The organism is Labrys sp. 22185 (genome assembly GCF_052045555.1).
Taxonomy (GTDB): Bacteria; Pseudomonadota; Alphaproteobacteria; order Rhizobiales; family Labraceae; genus Labrys; species Labrys neptuniae.
Genome location: NZ_JBQEPH010000015.1, coordinates 85,330 through 102,810, shown reverse-complemented (window position 1 = coordinate 102,810; position 17,481 = coordinate 85,330). Strand labels below are relative to the sequence as shown.

At 62.2% G+C, this 17,481-nt stretch carries 15 protein-coding genes; 3 read left to right on the top strand and 12 right to left on the bottom strand.

Going from position 1 to position 17,481, the window contains the following annotated elements; genetic code table 11:
* Nucleotides 1-33 precede the first annotated feature (33 nt).
* The gene (locus ACTJKX_RS24820) at nt 34-2,283 is read left to right on the top strand and encodes a ComEC/Rec2 family competence protein (RefSeq protein WP_440726869.1); all 2,250 of its coding nucleotides are present in this window, start codon (nt 34-36) and stop codon (nt 2,281-2,283) included.
* Nucleotides 2,284-2,325: 42 nt separating this feature from the next.
* Here the strand turns inward: ACTJKX_RS24820 and ACTJKX_RS24815 are convergent, their stop codons facing one another.
* Nucleotides 2,326-3,771 carry an HlyD family type I secretion periplasmic adaptor subunit gene (locus ACTJKX_RS24815; RefSeq protein WP_440726868.1) on the bottom strand — a complete coding sequence of 482 codons (1,446 nt, stop codon included), beginning with the start codon at nt 3,769-3,771 and terminating at the stop codon, nt 2,326-2,328.
* Complete coding sequence (locus ACTJKX_RS24810) at nt 3,768-5,942, bottom strand: type I secretion system permease/ATPase (protein ID WP_367622991.1); 2,175 nt, start codon at nt 5,940-5,942, stop codon at nt 3,768-3,770. The genes ACTJKX_RS24815 and ACTJKX_RS24810 overlap by 4 nt, the downstream gene beginning before the upstream one ends.
* Before the next feature lie 549 nt (nt 5,943-6,491).
* On the opposite strand from ACTJKX_RS24810, the gene ACTJKX_RS24805 reads away from it, so the two are divergent.
* Nucleotides 6,492-8,483 (top strand): hypothetical protein, encoded by a 1,992-nt coding sequence (locus ACTJKX_RS24805; protein ID WP_440726867.1) that lies wholly within the window; start codon nt 6,492-6,494, stop codon nt 8,481-8,483.
* Between the two features lie 216 nt (nt 8,484-8,699).
* Nucleotides 8,700-8,906: a TOBE domain-containing protein gene (locus ACTJKX_RS24800; protein ID WP_311935020.1), complete on the top strand. Its 207-nt coding sequence runs from the start codon at nt 8,700-8,702 to the stop codon at nt 8,904-8,906.
* Between the two features lie 111 nt (nt 8,907-9,017).
* Here the strand turns inward: ACTJKX_RS24800 and ACTJKX_RS24795 are convergent, their stop codons facing one another.
* The 10 genes from ACTJKX_RS24795 to trpE form a co-directional block, all read right to left on the bottom strand.
* Nucleotides 9,018-9,701, bottom strand: coding sequence for a pentapeptide repeat-containing protein (locus ACTJKX_RS24795; protein WP_440726866.1), 684 nt, complete (start codon nt 9,699-9,701; stop codon nt 9,018-9,020).
* Nucleotides 9,702-9,729: 28 nt separating this feature from the next.
* On the bottom strand, nt 9,730-10,452 hold the full coding sequence (gene lexA / locus ACTJKX_RS24790; RefSeq protein ID WP_068296091.1) for a transcriptional repressor LexA: 723 nt from the start codon (nt 10,450-10,452) through the stop codon (nt 9,730-9,732).
* Between the two features lie 112 nt (nt 10,453-10,564).
* Nucleotides 10,565-11,785, bottom strand: a complete 1,221-nt coding sequence (locus ACTJKX_RS24785) for a molybdopterin molybdotransferase MoeA (protein WP_311935013.1) — start codon at nt 11,783-11,785, stop codon at nt 10,565-10,567.
* The gene (gene moaC, locus ACTJKX_RS24780) at nt 11,782-12,285 is read right to left on the bottom strand and encodes a cyclic pyranopterin monophosphate synthase MoaC (protein WP_440726865.1); all 504 of its coding nucleotides are present in this window, start codon (nt 12,283-12,285) and stop codon (nt 11,782-11,784) included. Before moaC ends, ACTJKX_RS24785 begins: the two co-directional genes overlap by 4 nt.
* Complete coding sequence (gene trpC / locus ACTJKX_RS24775) at nt 12,282-13,085, bottom strand: indole-3-glycerol phosphate synthase TrpC (protein WP_440726864.1); 804 nt, start codon at nt 13,083-13,085, stop codon at nt 12,282-12,284. Before trpC ends, moaC begins: the two co-directional genes overlap by 4 nt.
* A gap of 5 nt (nt 13,086-13,090) precedes the next feature.
* On the bottom strand, nt 13,091-14,101 hold the full coding sequence (gene trpD, locus ACTJKX_RS24770) for an anthranilate phosphoribosyltransferase (protein WP_311935008.1): 1,011 nt from the start codon (nt 14,099-14,101) through the stop codon (nt 13,091-13,093).
* The gene (locus ACTJKX_RS24765) at nt 14,101-14,727 is read right to left on the bottom strand and encodes an anthranilate synthase component II (protein WP_440726895.1); all 627 of its coding nucleotides are present in this window, start codon (nt 14,725-14,727) and stop codon (nt 14,101-14,103) included. Before ACTJKX_RS24765 ends, trpD begins: the two co-directional genes overlap by 1 nt.
* Before the next feature lie 69 nt (nt 14,728-14,796).
* Nucleotides 14,797-15,288, bottom strand: a complete 492-nt coding sequence (locus ACTJKX_RS24760; protein ID WP_440726863.1) for a hypothetical protein — start codon at nt 15,286-15,288, stop codon at nt 14,797-14,799.
* A gap of 162 nt (nt 15,289-15,450) precedes the next feature.
* Entirely contained in the window at nt 15,451-15,942 is a 492-nt protein-coding gene (locus tag ACTJKX_RS24755; RefSeq protein ID WP_440726862.1) for a hypothetical protein, read from the bottom strand.
* 18 nt (nt 15,943-15,960) lie between these two features.
* On the bottom strand, nt 15,961-17,472 hold the full coding sequence (gene trpE, locus ACTJKX_RS24750; protein WP_367622988.1) for an anthranilate synthase component I: 1,512 nt from the start codon (nt 17,470-17,472) through the stop codon (nt 15,961-15,963).
* Between the last annotated feature and the right edge of the window lie 9 nt (nt 17,473-17,481).

The following is a 17,481-nucleotide window of genomic DNA, read 5'->3' as shown; positions in this document are numbered from 1 at the left end:
GGTGTCCTTGGCGGAAGGCCGGGACAGCGGGGATTGGCATTGCCCGGTGGCATGCTGTTCGGGCAGGGGCTGCAGCGGCTGCTGGCCTGGGTGGCAGCCGCGCTTGCAGCTGAGATGGCCGCCTTCGAGCTTGCTCTCGTCGTTCCGATCTTTCTGGGTCTGGGCGTCATTGCCTATTTCGCGGCACCGGAAGAGCCCGGTCTTGTCTTTCCGGCATTTCTTACCGTGGGCATGGCCTGCCTTGCCTATGGTTTGCGAGGGCGCTGGGGGCTGCATGTCGGCCTGGTCTGCCTGACGGCGGTAGGAGCAGGTTTTTGCTCGGCCAAGCTGCGTACGATGAGCGTCGCCGCGCCGCAGCTTTCACGTTCGATGGCGGGAGCCGTCACAGGCCTCGTCCTTTCGGTCGAACCCCGCCTGGGCAGCAGTGCCCGCATCGTCATCAGACCGGTCTCGGTGGAGAAACTGGAGCCTGCAGCCATGCCGGCCCGCATACGCCTCACGGTCCGCAAGGGCAGCGAAATCCGTGCCGGCGACAGCGTCAGCCTCAAGGCCATCATGCGACCGCCCCCGCCACCGGCCTTGCCGGGCGGCTATGACTTTGCCCGCGATGCCTTCTTCGACGGCATTGGCGGTGTTGGCTTCGCAGCAGGCAAGATCTCGCCCGCCGCCAGTCCGGTCGAAGCAAGCTGGGCGGAAGCCTTCACTATCTGGATCGACCGGCAGCGCAACCATCTGACCCGGCGGATCGTCGAGACGATACAGGGGGAGAATGGGGCGATCGCCGCATCGCAGGTTACCGGCAAGCGCGGCCAGATACCCGGCGATGCCAACGATGCGCTGCGCGCTTCCGGCCTCTACCATGTCGTTTCGATTTCCGGCCTGCACATGGCGCTGTTTGCGGGTGGGCTGTTCGGCCTCATCCGCGCCATGCTGGCCTTGTCGCGCCGCATCGTGCTCTACCGGGGTACCAAGGAACTCGCCGCGCTGCTCTCGCTGCTGCCGGCGGCGGCCTATACGCTGTTTTCCGGTGCCGAGGTCGCGACCGTCCGATCCTTCCTGATGACGGCCATCGTGCTGCTGGCCGTAGCTCTGGGACGCAATGCCATCACCCGGCGCAACGTCGCCCTGGCCGCGAGCTTCGTCCTGTTGACGACACCGGAGCAGCTTCTGGGGCCGAGCTTCCAGATGTCCTTTGCGGCAGTGGCGATGCTGGTGATCGCACATGAGCAATGGAGCCGGCGTGAGCGAGAGAAATCTGCGATGGCGTGGGAAAGGGCCATTGGCGGCGCCGTGACCTTGGTCCTTGCCATGATGCTGACGACGATCGTCGCCTCGCTCGCCACGGCGCCGTTCTCGGCCTTTCATTTCCATCGTCTTACCTTGCAGTCGCTGGCCTCCAACCTGGTCGCGACTCCCATCGTTTCCTTCCTGATCATGCCACTCGCCATGCTGGCGCTGGTGGCCGAGCCGTTCGGCTACGGTGCTCCATTCTGGCAGGCGATGGGTTGGGCGGTCGGCCTGTTCATGCAGGTGGCCCGTTCGGTTGCCACCTGGCCCGGTTCCGACCTCGTGATGCCGCAATTTTCGGCCGTTGCTCTCGGATTGTTCGCCCTGACGCTGGTTCTGCTGACCATCCTGCGCACGCGCCTGGCTTTGCTGGCCTTGTTGCCCCTTGGCGGGGGTATTGCCCTGGCCGCGACAGCGCCGCTGCCGGTGGCCTTGTTCGGCGCCAACGGCCATGCGGCCCTCGTTCGCAAGGGCGATCAATTGACCGTGCTCGCGCAGCGGTCCGATGCTTTCACCGTTCAGCAATGGCTGCTGGCCATGGGTGATCGGCGCAAGCCGGAGGATCCCACTCTGGCGGCGCAGCGCCTATGCGATAGGGAAGGTTGTTCCGCGCCTATCGGGGAAGGCGGGGTCTTCATGCTCGACAAGACGGCGAATGCGGCGGAGGAGGATTGCGGGCGCGTCAGCGTCCTGGCCGGGCCGGTTTCGATCGGTGCCCGTTGTGCCGCGCTTGGCCTGACACTGGACCGAGAGCTGATCCGTGCGGCGGGTTCGATCGCGCTCTATGCCGGCCCGCGTGGCGGCGACGGCCGCCTCACCTGGCGCATCGTCATGGCGCGTGACCTCGAGGGGGCCCGTCCCTGGGCTCCGGCCAGAACGAAGCCGGTTGCCAGTGCCACGCCGCCCGCTACGCAGGCTCCGCTTGTCGATTCGCCTCGGGGCTCCCCCATCCCCGACGCAGATCTGGGACCTTCGCAGCCGAACGCTGACGACTGACATATGCCCAGGGGGAAGCGCCTGGGTTCTCCGCGCCGCGGATCAGCGCTCGCGCATCGCCTGGGACGACACCTCGACAAGGGGCGAGAAGAGATATTCCAAGACACGCCGGCTGCCGGTCTTGATCTCGACGCTTACCGTCATGCCTGCTCCGAGCGGCACCTTGTTGCCGTCTGCTGCAATGAAGGTGGTCGAAGGAGTGAGCGTGACGGGATAGACGAGTGCCTGAACCCTCGAAGCGCCGGCAAACATATCCTGCTGTCGGATGGCCTGCGTCGGGTCGCCTTCGGCGCGCTGGGCTTCCGGCGCAGGGATGGAGTCGGCGGCGACATGCGTCACGAGGCCGGAGATCGTACCGTAGCGGGTGAACGGGAAGGCCTCCACCTTGACGATGGCCTCCTGGCCCTTATGGACGAAAGCGATGTCCTTGTTCTCCACATAGGCTTCGATTTCGAGCGTGGCATTGGCTGGGACCACCCGCATCAATTCCTGGCCCGTGGTCACGACCTGGCCGATGGTGGTCACGGAGACGGACTGCACGGTGCCGTCAATCGGGCTGATCAAGGTCTTGTGTTCGAGGCTCGCCTTCGCCTTGATCAGGCGATGGCTGAGGTCGTCGGCCTGGCGTTCGGCATTCGCCTTTTTCTGGGAGTTGTCGCTGATGAAGGCATCCCGGATCTTGGTGGCTTCAACCGTGAAGGTGACCATCTCGGCCTTCGCCTGCTCCAGCCAGCCATTGTTGGCGGCGAGGGCGGATTTTTCCGACTGGAGAGCCTGGAGCGCGTCAAACAGGTTCGTGCGCGTGCCGGCATTCTTCTCCATCAGCGTGTTTCTCATGTCGACCCGGCTCTGCAGGGTCTCTATCAGGGTCGCCTGGGAAGTCGTGGTGGCGATCAGCCGATCACGTTCCGCCGTCTTCACCGCCTTCTTGGCAGCCAAGCTGTTCAACTCGGCGCGCAGGCTTGCCAGGTCATCGCGCAGCACCTGTTCCTCGCGTGCACGCACATTGGCGGGAATGGTCTCGGGCCATGGGATGGCGGGGGCTATATCGACGATGTTCTTCTCCGCAGTTTCGATCGCTGCCCGTCGGCGCAAGGCTTCGGCTTGATAGGCGGCCAGGCTTGCCGCGATGTTGCCGACGTCGGCCTCGGTCTCGACGGTGTCGAGTTCAACGAGGATGTCCCCGGCCTTCACATGCGCGCCATTGTCGACCCGGATCGCCCGAATGCGTCCTGTTTCCAGAGGCTCGATGGTCTTGATCTGGCCGATCGGCCGGATCTTGCCGGCAGCGACGGCAAAGATGTCGATCCGGCTGAAGTAGGACCAGGCCAGCGCGCTGGCAAGGAAACCGCAGATCAGCAGCAGCAGCGCCAGCCTTGCCGGAGACGCCGGGGTTTCCAGAATTTCGAGCGCCGCCGGCAGGAACTCCTGATCGGATCGCCGCGGTGTGGGCCGCTTGCGTGCGGTGGAGAGTGAGGCGGTACTCACGATACGTCCTCCCCACTCGCCTGGCTGGTCTGCAGCGCCCACAGATGAGCATAGAGACCACCTTTTCTCGCCACCAATGCGTCATGCGTGCCGATCTCGACAATGCGCCCATCGGCCATGCTGATGATGCGGTTGCAGTTCCTGACGGCGGCAAGCCGGTGGGCGATGATGATGACCGTGCGCCCCTTGACGATCTGTCGCATGTTACGATGGATGACACGCTCGCTCTCATAGTCGAGGGCGCTCGTGGCCTCGTCGAAAATGAGGATCGGCGGATTGGTTGCCAAAGCACGGGCAATGGCGAGGCGCTGTCTTTGCCCACCCGAGAGATTGGCGCCGCGTTCCTCGATGATGGTCTCGTAGCCGCTCGGCAGCTTGCTGATGAATTCGTCGGCGCCGGCAAGGCGTGCGACCTGCATCACTGCGCCGCGTGACATCGTTGGATTGGCCAAGGCGATATTGTCGTGAACCGAACGGTGAAACAGCAGGTTTTCCTGCAGGACCACGCCGATATTGCTGCGCAGCCAAGCCGGGTCGACCTGTGAAATATCGGCTCCGTCGAGAAAGATCTGTCCCTCTACCGGCGTGTAGAGACGCTGGATCAGCTTGGTCAACGTCGATTTGCCCGAACCCGACGGACCGACAATGCCGATCACCTCGCCCGGATTGATCTGCAGGGTGATGGTTTTGAGAACTTCCGGCAAACCGGCTCTGTAGCGGAAGGATACGTTCCGGAAGGCAATCTGTCCGCGCGGCGTCGGCAACGCCAACGGCATCCGGGGTGAATGTTCCGGAACGGTGTTGAGAATGTCTCCCAGTCTTTCGATGGAAACCTGCACCTGCTGGAAATCCTGCCACAACTGCGATAGGCGCAGGATGGGTTGCATCACCTGCCCGGAGATCATGTTGAAAGCAACGAGTTCGCCTACCGTGATCTCGCCGCGGATCACGGCCATGGCGCCGAAAAAGAGCAGGGCGGCCGTCATCAGCTTGCTGACATATTGAATGGCGTTCTGGCCGATGCTCGCCAGGAGCGTTGCATCGAAGGCCGTGCGGACATAGGCGGCGAGCCGCTCCTCCCATTGCGACTGCGTAGCCGGCTCGACGGCCGCGGCTTTGAGCGTCTGGATGCCCACCACGGTCTCGACCAGGAATTGCTGGCTTTCGGCTCCCGTGTTGAACTTCTGCTTGACCTTGTCTCGCAGATGCGGACGCACCAGCAGGGTGATGATCAAATAGAGCGGGATCGCCGCGATGACGATCAGCGTCAGCTTCCAGGAATAGAGGAAGAGAACGGCGATGAAGATGAAGGTGAAGAACAGGTCGATCGCCGAGAACAGGCCCTGGCCTGTCAGAAAGGAGCGTATCGTCTCGAGCTCCCTCACGCGGGCGACGGTCTGGCCTGCCGCCCTGGTCTCGAAATAGCCGAGCGGCAAGCGTAGCAGGTGATGGAAGAGGCGGCGGCCAAGCTCGACATCGATGCGGCTCGTCGTATGCGAAAGGACATAGGTGCGCAGATATTGCAGCGAAACGTCGAAGACACCGATGATCACCAGGCCGAGGACCAGCACGAGGAGCGTCGAATAGCCCTGATGCACCAGGACCTTGTCGACGATCACCTGGAAGAAGAGCGGCGTGATCAGCGCGAAGATCTGCACGAAGATCGATGCGACCAGGACATGGGCCAGTGGCTTGCGGTAGCGCCAGATCGAGGGCAAGAACCAGCGTAGGCTGAAGGCTTTTGGATCGATGCCAGGGCCCTTGAGACGGCGGGCGACCAAGATGACCTCCGGCTCGATCTGATCGAGCAGGTCTTCCACCGACACGCCGCGTGCCACGCGCGTGACAGGATCGACCAACCGATAGTCTCCGGAGGCCATCAAGCCTCCATAGATGGCATGGGCCCCCTCCCGCAGCTTGACGATGGCCGGCACCGGAATGGACTGCAGGCGTTTGGCCTTGGCCGCATTGATGGTGCGAGCCTTGAGACCGACGATGGCTGCGGCTCGAACCAGATCGACATTGGTGCTCTCTCTGTTTCCCAGCGCAAGCTCCCGGCGCATATGCATGGGATCGGCTGCAATTCGGAAATAGTTTGCCACACCGCATAGCGCAGCGAGGCCGGAGTCGAGTTTCTCTGGCTCTCCCGTGCTCTGTGATATTTCGTTCATGAGTGGAAGACCTCGGGCGACCTAGTCGCAAGTGCTCGCAGTGGCAAGGAACGCAAACTAACCGACCATCATTAATTCAACCCGGATTTAATCTTACGACCAACTGACAACGCCGCCGTTGCGACAGTGCGACGATTTTACAGTACATTACAAAGAAAGATCGTTAAAGGACCAAATCATTAATTGGCAGGCAGGTCTGTATAAATGACAAATAAGGGTTTGGGCGTTTTTGCAATGAATTTCAATGTTCTATAATATTTTTATAATAAATTTTAGTTTTAAATATGATTGTGAAAATCTTTTCAAGGAAAAATTTTGATAAATTAGACTAAATATCCAGCGTAAATTTCTATTATAAAAATCGTGTTTTGTTTTTGGGGCGAATATTGCTCTGGCTTGAAAATATTTTCATGGAGATCGAGTAAAGCCATCGCATGGATACCAGACGTCATGTATGCTCGCGATCGTTCTCACTGCCAAGCCGATAAGGTGAAGTGGCTTGGATGTCAGGTATTCCATCGCTAACTGAGCGCAGGCCAGGAATTCTCCATGAGCAACATTGTACTTCCAACCGGTATCACCCATGACAGCGTTTTCGCGACGGGTGCAGCAGGAAGCACCTACAAGGTAAATTTGGATTCCTACATTATTTCCGCCGACAGTCTGGGGCTCCAGCTCGACGGCGGCCCCTGGACTGTAACGATCAATGGCGGGGTTAGCGGCCTGCAAGGAGACGGCCTTGCCGTGAACGCGCCGCCCACGAGCACCCTTGTAACGACAAAGGTCAATGTGGGAACGGAAGGCTCCATCTACGGTTCCCTCTACGGCATCGGGACAAATGCGGCCTTGGATGTCGCGAATTCAGGAATTATCCGAGGGGATGCGGGGGCCATCTATTACGTCGGCGATTCAGGCAGCAATCTCTATTCCAACGCAAAAATCTCCGTAAAGAATCTGGCAGGCGCGACCATTTCTGGTGGCGATTTCGGAATCTATAATAACAGCGCTGCGACATTGACGGTGACGAACGCCGGGACGATCTCTACGGATAGCGGTTATGCCATTCGGTCCGGCGGGCTTGGCAGCATTACCAACAGCAAGCTGATTCAAGGCGACATCGGTCTCTTTGGCGGGGCTCCGCTGAATTCCCTGGGAGTCCCGACCGCCGGCAATACCGTCACCAATACCGGAGAGATCGATGGTTCGATCCTGATCAACGAAGGCAAGAATGTCGTTACGAACTCGGGCATTGTAATCGGCAATGATCAGCTCCTGACTTTCGCAGACGATACTCAGCGGGATGTCCAGGTTTCGATAGGCCTTTGGCAAGGCAACAGTACCATCAAGAACTCAGGAAAGTTGTACGGGACGATACTTGGAAGTTTGGGAGCCGACGTCATCAGCAATACGGGGTTGATCGTCGGCGACACGGCCTATGGCTACGACACTGGAAGCGACCAGTACTTCCAAGGCGCGTTGGACCTCGGTGCCGGCAATGACAGCCTTACCAACGGCAAGGAGATCGATGGCGCCGTCTGGCTGGGTACGGGAGATGATACGGCGACCAATAGCGGCGTGATCTATGGTTTCATCTCGGCTGGCAACGGCAACGACAAGATCACCAATTCGGGCAGCGTCGACGGCATCGATCTGGGCGAGGGGGTCAACACCCTCACCAACAGCAAGACGATCTATAGGGGTGTCTATGGTGGCGATGGCGGTAATACCATCACCAACAGCGGTACCATCTACGGCAATGTCCAGACCGGAGCTGGCAACGACAAGTTCACCGAGTCCGGTGCCGGTCTGGTGACCGGCGACTTCTATCTGGGGGCGGGCAACGATACCTTTGTCGGTGGCGCCAGTGTCGAATATGTCCACGATCAGGCCGGCAACGACATCTATGGCCTCGGCGCGGGCAATGACGTCTATTTTGCCTCGAACGATGGCGGTACCGACAAGGTGGATGGCAGCACCGGGATCGACGTCTTCACTGTCGATCCCGCTACGACCGACCCGCTCAATATCAATCTGGGCACCACGGCGGCTCTCGGCCTGAATGCTCAGACCGCAACCTTCGGCACGTCCGGCGGCAGCGAGAATGTGAAGGGCTTCGAGATCGTGTGGGGCACGGCCGGCAACGACACCATCGTCGGCGGAGCGATAGCGGAAACACTGCACGGCAATGACGGCAACGACGTCATCGCCGGCGGCGTTGGAGCCGACATCCTTTGGGGGGAGGGCGGCAACGACATCTTCAAACTGCTGGGCGTCAAGGACAGCGGATTGACCCGTGCGGCAACCGACACGATCATGGACTTCACCCAAGGCGAGGACAAAATCGACCTCAGTTTTCAGGAGTTCCACAGCCTGATCGCCAATAGCGATTTCACCGGCTCGTCGGGTGAACTGCGTTATATCTTCCAGGGTGGGCAGACCATGCTGCAGGGCGATATAAATGGTGACAAGAAGGCGGATTTTCAGATCGCGATCCAGGGCACGGTCAATTTGCAAAGCAGCGACATCATCGGCCTCACCTGAGCGTTGGCTACATCGCGTCTGAGCGAGAAGGTGGCGGCCCCATGGGCCTCCGCCCGCAATTTTCGGGGTAACGATCGCGCGTTTTGAGGCGGTTACCCCGATCGTACCCGCCGTCTGGAAGGGGCCACCACCACGCTAATTTCACCAGTATTTGCCGGTGGACATTGCTTCAGGAATGATGATGATCGCGTCTTTCGCGTCGCCAAGGGAAGTTTCATGAAAATCAGCGCCCGCAACCAGATCAAGGGCACGATCAAGAGCGTGACGAAGGGGCAGACGACCTCCCACATCCAGCTCGAGGTCAACGGCACCATCATTACCGCGTCGATCACCAATGAGGCCGTCGACGACCTCAATCTCAAGCCCGGCCAGAATGCCTATGCCGTCATCAAGGCCTCAGACGTCATGATTGCTGTCGACTGACCTGTCTTCCCGGTTCATGACGACCTTCGGCGGTGCTCGGGCGAATAGTGGTTCGAGCACTCCTGGTTGCCTGGTGTCGAGCGGATTAGCCTGCGAATTCCGAAGGCTCTCTCAGGCAATCCGCAAGCCCAGTTCGGCCAGCAATTGGCCGGCCTGGCCTTTCGAGATCGTGGCGCCCTTGAAATAACGGGTGTCTGCCAGCTTCAGCCCGCCGAGATCGGCACCGCGCAAGTCGGCACCCTCGAAGCGAGCATCGACAAGATTGGCATCACGCAGACTGCATTCCTCGAAGATCGCCTCGCGAAAATCACATTGGCGCAAATCGGCCTGGGTGAAGTCGAGGCGACGCAGCACGCTCTTTCGGAAGGAAAAGGCCGGCAGCTTGGCCGACATCAGCAGAACTTCCTCGAAAACCAGCCCCAGCCCCGAGGTTTCGGAGAGGTCCGCCCCGGTCAGCTTGCAACCGGTAAAAGCCGTCGAGGCCGCCTTGGCGCGCCGGAAGCTGGTATTGCTGTAATCACCGGTGCGGAACGCCGCTTCCTCTAGGTCCGTGCCACGGAAATCGGCGCCGCTCGCCTTGCAGTTGCGCCAGAGTGTATTGGCAAGCCTGGCGCCGACCAGCTTGGCGTTTCTGAGCCTGCAGCGCTCGAAGGCCCAATGAGAGAGATCGAGACGCGAAAGATCGCACTCCTCCATCTCGCAATCGACGAGGGAATGGGGAAGCTTCGTCGCGAGCAGGTTTTCGACATCGCGGCGCCGCAAGCTGCAGTTCGCGATCGCGCGAAGCGCGTTCATAGCCGGCAAGCCACGATGTCGGCCACGCTCAATAGCGACGGAACAAACCGACCAGCTTGCCCTGGATCTGCACCCGGTCGGGCCCGAAGATACGGGTTTCATAGGCCGGATTGGCGGCCTCCAGTGCGATGGAGGCTCCGCGCTTGCGCAGGCGCTTGAGTGTCGCCTCCTCGTCGTCGATCAGTGCCACGACGATGTCGCCGGTATCGGCGTGGTCCTGGCGGCGGATAAGCACGGTGTCATTGTCGAAGATACCGGCTTCGATCATGGAATCGCCGCGCACTTCCAGGGCGAAATGATCGCCGGAGGACAACATTTCCGGCGTGACGCTGATGGTGTGGCTCTTGGACTGGATGGCGGAGACCGGCGTGCCGGCGGCGATACGCCCCATCACCGGGACGAGGACCGGCCGGCCGACCTCGTCGTCAATTTCAGGCCTGACGGGGCGAACCTTGCCGAGATTGCCCTCGATTACATTGGGGCGGAAACCACGCTGGGAAGAGGCGAGCGACAGGCCGCCACCGCTCGGCACCGCCGATTCGGGCAGGCGCACCACTTCCAGCGCACGGGCGCGGTTGGGCAGGCGCCGAATGAAGCCACGCTCCTCCAGCGCCATGATCAGGCGGTGAATGCCGGACTTAGACCTGAGGTCCAGTGCTTCCTTCATCTCATCGAAGGAAGGAGGCACACCCTGTTCCTTCAGGCGCTCATGAATGAACCGAAGCAATTCATGTTGTTTCTTGGTCAGCATGGCTATCCCGTCGTGGCGGCCGCGAATCACGGTGAAGGTGTAAACAAAACAAGAACAGTGCTACATGTTCCTACTGTGTTCTGCAACAATGAAGTTCAGGTTAAAGACGTGGTCAATAGCCGGCCGCACGAAGATCGATGATCTCGCAGGTCTCACCCGCCTTTGCTTCGGGTGCGAAGGGCGGCCGGATCACCAGGCAGTCGGCATGCTGCATCACGCTGACGAGCGACGAATCCTGCAGTGCCAATGGCTCCACCTTGAGGATGTCTGACGTATCGTCAAGCAGGAAGCGGGCCCGTATATAGTCCTCGCGGACATCGTTGGCCGGCCAGGAGCGGGCAAAGACGGCCTTGCGGCGTGGCGGGCCGGCGTCGGAACGGCCAAGCAACGCGCGCAGCAGCGGCACCAGGAAGAGGACGCCGCAAACCACGGAGGAGACCGGATTGCCCGGCAGTCCGAGGATGTGCATGGCGCCGAGCCGCCCATGCAGCAGCGGCTTGCCTGGCCGCATCGCGATTTTCCAGAAGCCGAGCCGCATGCCTTCGCGGGTCAACGCGGTCTGTATCAGATCGTGATCGCCGACGGAGGCGCCACCGATGGTGACGAGCACATCGGCCTTTTCGGCGCGAGCTCGCTTGATGGCGGCTTCCAGGGCCGGGAAGTCGTCGCTGGCGATGCCGAGGTCGAGCACTTCGCCGCCTTCGGCCTCGACAAGGGCGCGGATGGCGAAATTGTTGGAGGCAACGATCTGGTTTTCGCCGATGGCCTGGCCGGGCAATACCAGTTCGTCGCCGGTGGCGAGGATGGCGACCTTGGGGCGGCGGTGGACCGGCAGACCAGGGTGGTTCATTGCGGCGGCGAGGGCGATATCGCGGGGGCCGATGACGGTTCCAGGCCTCAGGGCCTCACGGCCTTCGGCAAAATCCAGTCCGCGGCCCCGGATATGCTGGCCGGGCTTGGCCGTGGCCTCCAGGATGACGCGATTGCCGTCGCGCCGGGTCTGTTCCTGGATCACCACGGTGTCGGCGCCGTCAGGTACGGGCGCGCCCGTAAAGATGCGCACGGCCTGGTTCTCGCCGACCCGACCGGCATAGCCATGCCCGGCGGCAGACTCGCCGATCAATTCGAGGCTGGCTCCCTGCTTGGCGTCATCCACGCGTACTGCATAACCGTCCATGGCCGAGGCGTTGAAGCCGGGCTGGGTTCTCAGCGCGGTGATGGCGGAAGCAAGCACGCGTCCGCGCGTGGCGTGCAGTGGCACGGTTTCGACAGGAAGCGGGGTGACGCCGGCAACCACCTTGGCCAGCGCGTCCGCGACGGGAAGCAGGCTCATGGATTTTCCTCCGCATGCCAATCGCCGGATTTGCCGCCGGACTTCTCTACGAGCCTGATCGCCTCGATGCGCATGCCCCGGTCGGCGGCTTTGACCATGTCATAGATGGTCAGGCAGGCGACGGAAACAGCGGTCAGCGCTTCCATCTCCACGCCGGTCTGACCCGCGACCTTGGCTGTCGCCCGCACCGTCAGACCGGGCAGAGCGGTGTCGGGCTCGATCTCGACGGCGACCTTGCTGAGGAGCAGCGGGTGGCAGAGCGGAATGAGTTCATGGGTTTTCTTGGCGGCCATGATACCGGCGATGCGGGCCGTGGCGCGAACATCACCTTTCTTGGCATCGCCCGACAACACGAGGTCGAGCGTCTCGCGCTGCATCACCACCCGCCCTTCGGCGACTGCGGTGCGGCTCGTCACGGCCTTTTGCGAAACATCGACCATGTTCGCCTCGCCGGAGGCGTCGAGATGGGTAAGGCCAGGATTCGTATTTTGCCGGCTCATGCCGCCTGGTCCACAGACAGCAGGGCACGCGTGGCGGCGGCGACGTCGGCCTGGCGCATCAGGCTCTCGCCGACCAGGAAGGTGTTGACATCAGCCTTCTGCAGGCGCTGGACGTCGCCGGGTGTGAAGATGCCGCTTTCGCCGACCAGGAGACGATCGCCGGGTACCAGCGGCGCCAGTGTCTCGGTCGTCTCCAGGCGGGTGACAAAGTCGTTGAGATCGCGATTGTTGATGCCGATCATGCCGACATCGAGCGTGAGGGACCGCTCGAGCTCGTCGTGATTGTGGATCTCGCACAGCACGTCGAGGGACCAGTCCTTGGCGGCCGCGATCAGCGCACGGGCTTCGGCGTCGGTGACGCTGGCCATGATCACCAGGATGCAGTCGGCACCCCAGGCTCTTGCTTCCACCACCTGGTAGGGATCGTAGAGGAAGTCCTTGCGCAAGGCGGGCAGCGATACCGCCGCACGTGCCGCGGTGAGGAACTCGGGCCGCCCCTGGAAGGAGGGCTCGTCGGTCAGCACGGAAAGACAGGCTGCTCCGCCGGCTTCATAGGCGCGGGCAAGTGTCGGAGGGTCGAAATCGGCGCGGATCAGGCCTTTGGACGGACTCGCCTTCTTGATCTCGGCAATCAAAGCAGTATCGCCGGCGTCGAGCTTGGCTTGGAGGGCCCTCTGGAAGCCGCGTACGGGGCTGGCCCGGTCCGCCAACTTGATCAGCTCAGGCAGCGGGCATGACGCCTTCGCTGCCTCGATCTCGCGGCGCTTATAGGCTTCGATCTTCTGGAGAATGGTGGCCATGGCACTCACGCGTTGGAAATTTCAACCAAACGGTTGAGCGTTGCTAGGGCCTTGCCCTTATCGACGGATTCGCGGGCGAGGGTTACCCCATCCGCCAGGCTCGGCACGCGTCCCGCCACGAGCAGGGCAGCGCCGGCATTCAGGAGGGCGATGTCCCGATAGGGAGTTTTTTCGCCTTCGAGCACGGCCCGCAACGCCAACGCGTTGTGGGCGGCGTCGCCGCCCTTGAGATCCTCGGGTGTCGCAACGCGCAGCCCAACCTCTTCGGGCGTGATGACGCCGTGGCTGATCTCGCCGTTCTCCAGGGAAACGATCTCGGTGGGGCCGGTGGTGGTGATTTCGTCGAGCCCGTCGCTGCCATGCACGGCGATGATGCGCGTCGATCCCAGGGTCTTGAGCACCTCGACCATGGGCTGCAACCATTGGCGGGCATAGACACCGAGCAATTGCCGCTTGACGCCGGCGGGGTTGGACAGGGGGCCGAGCAGGTTGAAGATCGTGCGCGTGCCGAGTTCGACGCGGGTGGGGCCGACATGCTTCATGGCGCCGTGATGGGCTGGCGCGAACATGAAACCGACGCCCGCCAGCGTGATGCAGCGGGCGATACCCTCGGGCTTCAGCTCGATGTTGACGCCGAGCGCAGTCAGCACGTCCGCGGCACCGGATTTGGAGGAGAGGGCGCGATTGCCATGCTTGGCAACCTTCACGCCCGCGCCGGCCACGATCAGGGAAGCGGCCGTCGAGACATTATAGGAGCCGGAGGCGTCGCCACCGGTGCCGACGATGTCGACGGCGTCCTCGGGGGCCTCCACCGTCAGCATCTTGGCGCGCATGGCGCTGACGGCGCCGGCCATCTCGTCCGGCGTCTCGCCGCGGACCCTGAGCGCCATCAGGAAGCCACCGATCTGCGAGGGCGTCGCTTGCCCGGAGAGCAGAAGGTCGAAGGCTTCAGCCGCTTCTTCGCGCGTGAGCGAACCGGCGGCAGCCTTGCCGATATAGGGCTTGAAACCGTCCATCACGCATGCTCGCTTTCGTTCCGGTTTTCCTGGGCCCGATGCTTGGCGTTCCATTCCACCGCCAGCTCCAGGAAGTTCTGGAGGATGCGGTGGCCATGGTCCGACATGATCGACTCCGGATGGAACTGCACGCCATGCAGCGGCGCGCTCTTGTGCTGCAGGCCCATGATGACACCGTCATCCGTCTCGGCGGTGACTTCCAGATCGGTCGGCAGGCTGTCGCGCCTGACCACGAGCGAGTGATAGCGCGTGCCCATGAACGGTCCGTTCAGACCCCGAAAGACGCCGCGGCCGCGATGGTCGATCGAGGAGATCTTGCCATGCATGGGAATGGCGAGGCGCACGATGTCGCCGCCGAAAACCTGGCCGATGGCCTGGTGGCCGAGGCAGACGCCGAAGAGCGGGATCTTGTCCTTGGCCTTTTCGATCAACTCGCAGCAGATGCCGGCCTCTGTGGGTGTGCAGGGGCCGGGCGAGAGCACGATCGCATCGGGCGCGGCGGCAATCACCTCGTCAGCGCTGACCTTGTCGTTGCGATGGACCGTGACGGTGCAACCCAGCTGGCCGAGATAATGCCAGAGGTTCCAGGTGAAGCTGTCATAATTGTCGATCAGCGTCACGGTCATGGAACGGTCTGTCGTCACGGCTCTAGCCTCCTTTGGAGCCATCACGACTAGGCGTCAGGAGGCAGCGGGTCAAGCGCTGGTGCCCAAGAGAAGCCGCATGTGGCGCCAACTTGCCCAACTGCCTACGGCGAGGCCGACGAGAACGCTCACGAAGTTGAGCATGCCCGCCGTAAGCACGGACGGAAAAATCGCTAGAAAGATAGGCTGTCCGAGCAGATCTCCCAGCGACGGCGCGATGGAAGGAAGACCAGGGACCGGTTTGGACGTGATGAGGCCGGCAATTGCCATGGGGACACCGCTGAAAAAACCACAGAAGTTGGGCGCTAGGCCCGCGGTGAGGATGGTACGAGCGATGGAGACGTGTCCTCGCGACCAGAAGAACCGGTCGGGCAGGACCAGTATGCAAAGCGCCGAACCTCCCATGAGGATGAGAGGGCGCAGCGACAGCGGGGACTCGCGAAACACAGCATAATCGGCAAGGCCCGACAGCATCAGCGCGCAGCACGCGCCAATGATTCGCACCTCCCACAAGATCTTGCGGCGAGCCCCGTCGACATTCATTGATTTCTCTCCTCCGGGCATTATCGTGATGCAGGCAGGGGATGGCGATGTACAATGGTCTTCTCGTGCAGAATGGGTGCAGGCGTCGTTTGGGGGTTCGAACCGAAGGAGGCTAGCCCTCGGCCACGTCGAGCGACTGACGGGAGCGAGACGTGCCAATGCTCAGATGACCGGCCCGTTGCTGCGGACGCGCATGCCGTGTTTCTTGCCATAGGCGCAGGCGAACACCTCCAGCAGGATGAAAAGCGCGAGATTGCGGCCTACGACGGGCTCGAAATAGTCCGAGGCCAAGGTCATGCGCGAGGCGATCATCTGCACGGTGTTCCCGAACAGCTCCAGCCTCTCCAGGCCATAGGGCAGGAGCGCGCCCAGACCGGCGAAGACGGCCATGTAGATCAGCGAGGCGAGCGAGGAGATCAGCCAGATACCGAAACCGTAATCGGCATAGGGGGCAGAGCGCTCGCTCTCGAAGAGCCAATGGAAGAAGAAGATGCCATAGGCGGCGCCCAAGGCAGGCAGGGCGATCGCCAGCATCAAGGCGATGGCCTGCAAGCCGCCTGGATAGAGGTAGAGATAGAAGTCGGCGAAGAGCACGACATAGGCGGCCCCGAAGGTCAGCAGGGCCGATCGCCGGGCGCCGGGCCACTTAGCCATGGATGTCGTCCGCCTGCCTTACTGTCCCCGTCCGGGCTGGCCGGCGAAGCGGACGGCTTCTTCGGCAGCGCGGAACAGCGCCTTGGCCTTGTTGACGCATTCGGCATGCTCGCTCGCGGGCACGCTGTCGTAGACGATGCCGGCGCCGGACTGGACATGCATGGTGGCGTCCTTGACCAGGGCCGTGCGCAGCACGATGCAGGTATCCATCTGGCCATCCGCACCGAAATAACCGATGGCGCCGGCATAGAGGCCGCGCTTGTCCCTTTCGAGCTCGTCGATGATCTGCATGGCGCGGACCTTGGGCGCGCCCGAGACAGTACCGGCCGGAAAGCCCGCTGCCAGCGCATCGAGCGCGTCGTGGCCCGGGCCGATGCTGCCCTCGACATTCGAGACGATGTGCATCACATGGCTGTAGCGCTCGATGAAGAAGCGATCGGTTACCGTGACGCTGCCGACGGCCGAGACATGGCCGACATCGTTGCGGCCGAGGTCGAGCAGCATGAGATGTTCGGCCAACTCCTTGGGATCGTTGAGCAGCGATTCGGCCAGCGCATCGTCCTCGGTCTTGGTCTTGCCGCGTGGGCGCGTGCCGGCGATGGGCCGGACCGTCACCTTGCCCTCACGCAGCCGGACCAGAATCTCCGGGCTGGAGCAGACCACCGAAAACCCGTCGAGCTGCAGGTAGACCAGGAAGGGAGCCGGGTTGATGCGGCGCAAGGCCCGATAGAGCGAGAAGGGTGGCAACTGGAACGGCGCGCTGAAGCGCTGAGACAGCACGACCTGGAAGATGTCGCCGGCCTTGATGTACTCCTTGGCGCGGGCCACCATGGCCAGATAGTCGGCTTCGGCGGTGTTGGAAACCTGCTGGGCGTGCAGGGCGTCGAGATCGACGGTCTCGGCAAGCTTGGGTGTCGGGCGGTCCAGGCCGTCGACGATGGTCATCAGCCGCTGTTCGGCGCGCAGATAGGCCTGCTTGGCCGTGACATCGGCTTGTGGGCGCACCGGCGTCACGGCCGTGATGGCGTCGCGCACCGCGTCGAACACCACCATCAGGGTGGGGCGCATCAAGATGGCGTCGGGAACGCCGATGGGATCCGGCTTGGCGGCGGGAAGCTCCTCCACCAGTCGCACCATGTCATAGCCGAGATAGCCGAACAGGCCGGCCGCCATCGGCGGTGCACCTTCGGGCAGCTCGATCCGGCTTTCCGCGATCAGAGCCCGCAGCGTATCGAACGGATGGCCGTCCAACGTCTCGAAGGCCTGGTCCGGCAAATGGCGGTTGATCGAGGCCTGGCCGTCCTGGCAGCGCCAGATCAGGTCGGGCTCCAGGCCGATCATGGAATAGCGCCCGCGCGTAGCACCGCCTTCCACCGATTCCAGGAGGAAGGCATTGGGCCTGTCGCCCGCCAGCTTCATGAAGGCGGAAACCGGGGTTTCCAGGTCGCCCACCAGCGTCAGCGTCAGGATCTGCGCCTTGCCGGCTGCGTAGGCGGCCGAGAAGGCTTCGAAGGAAGGTTCGAGAAGCATGGTGGCGAC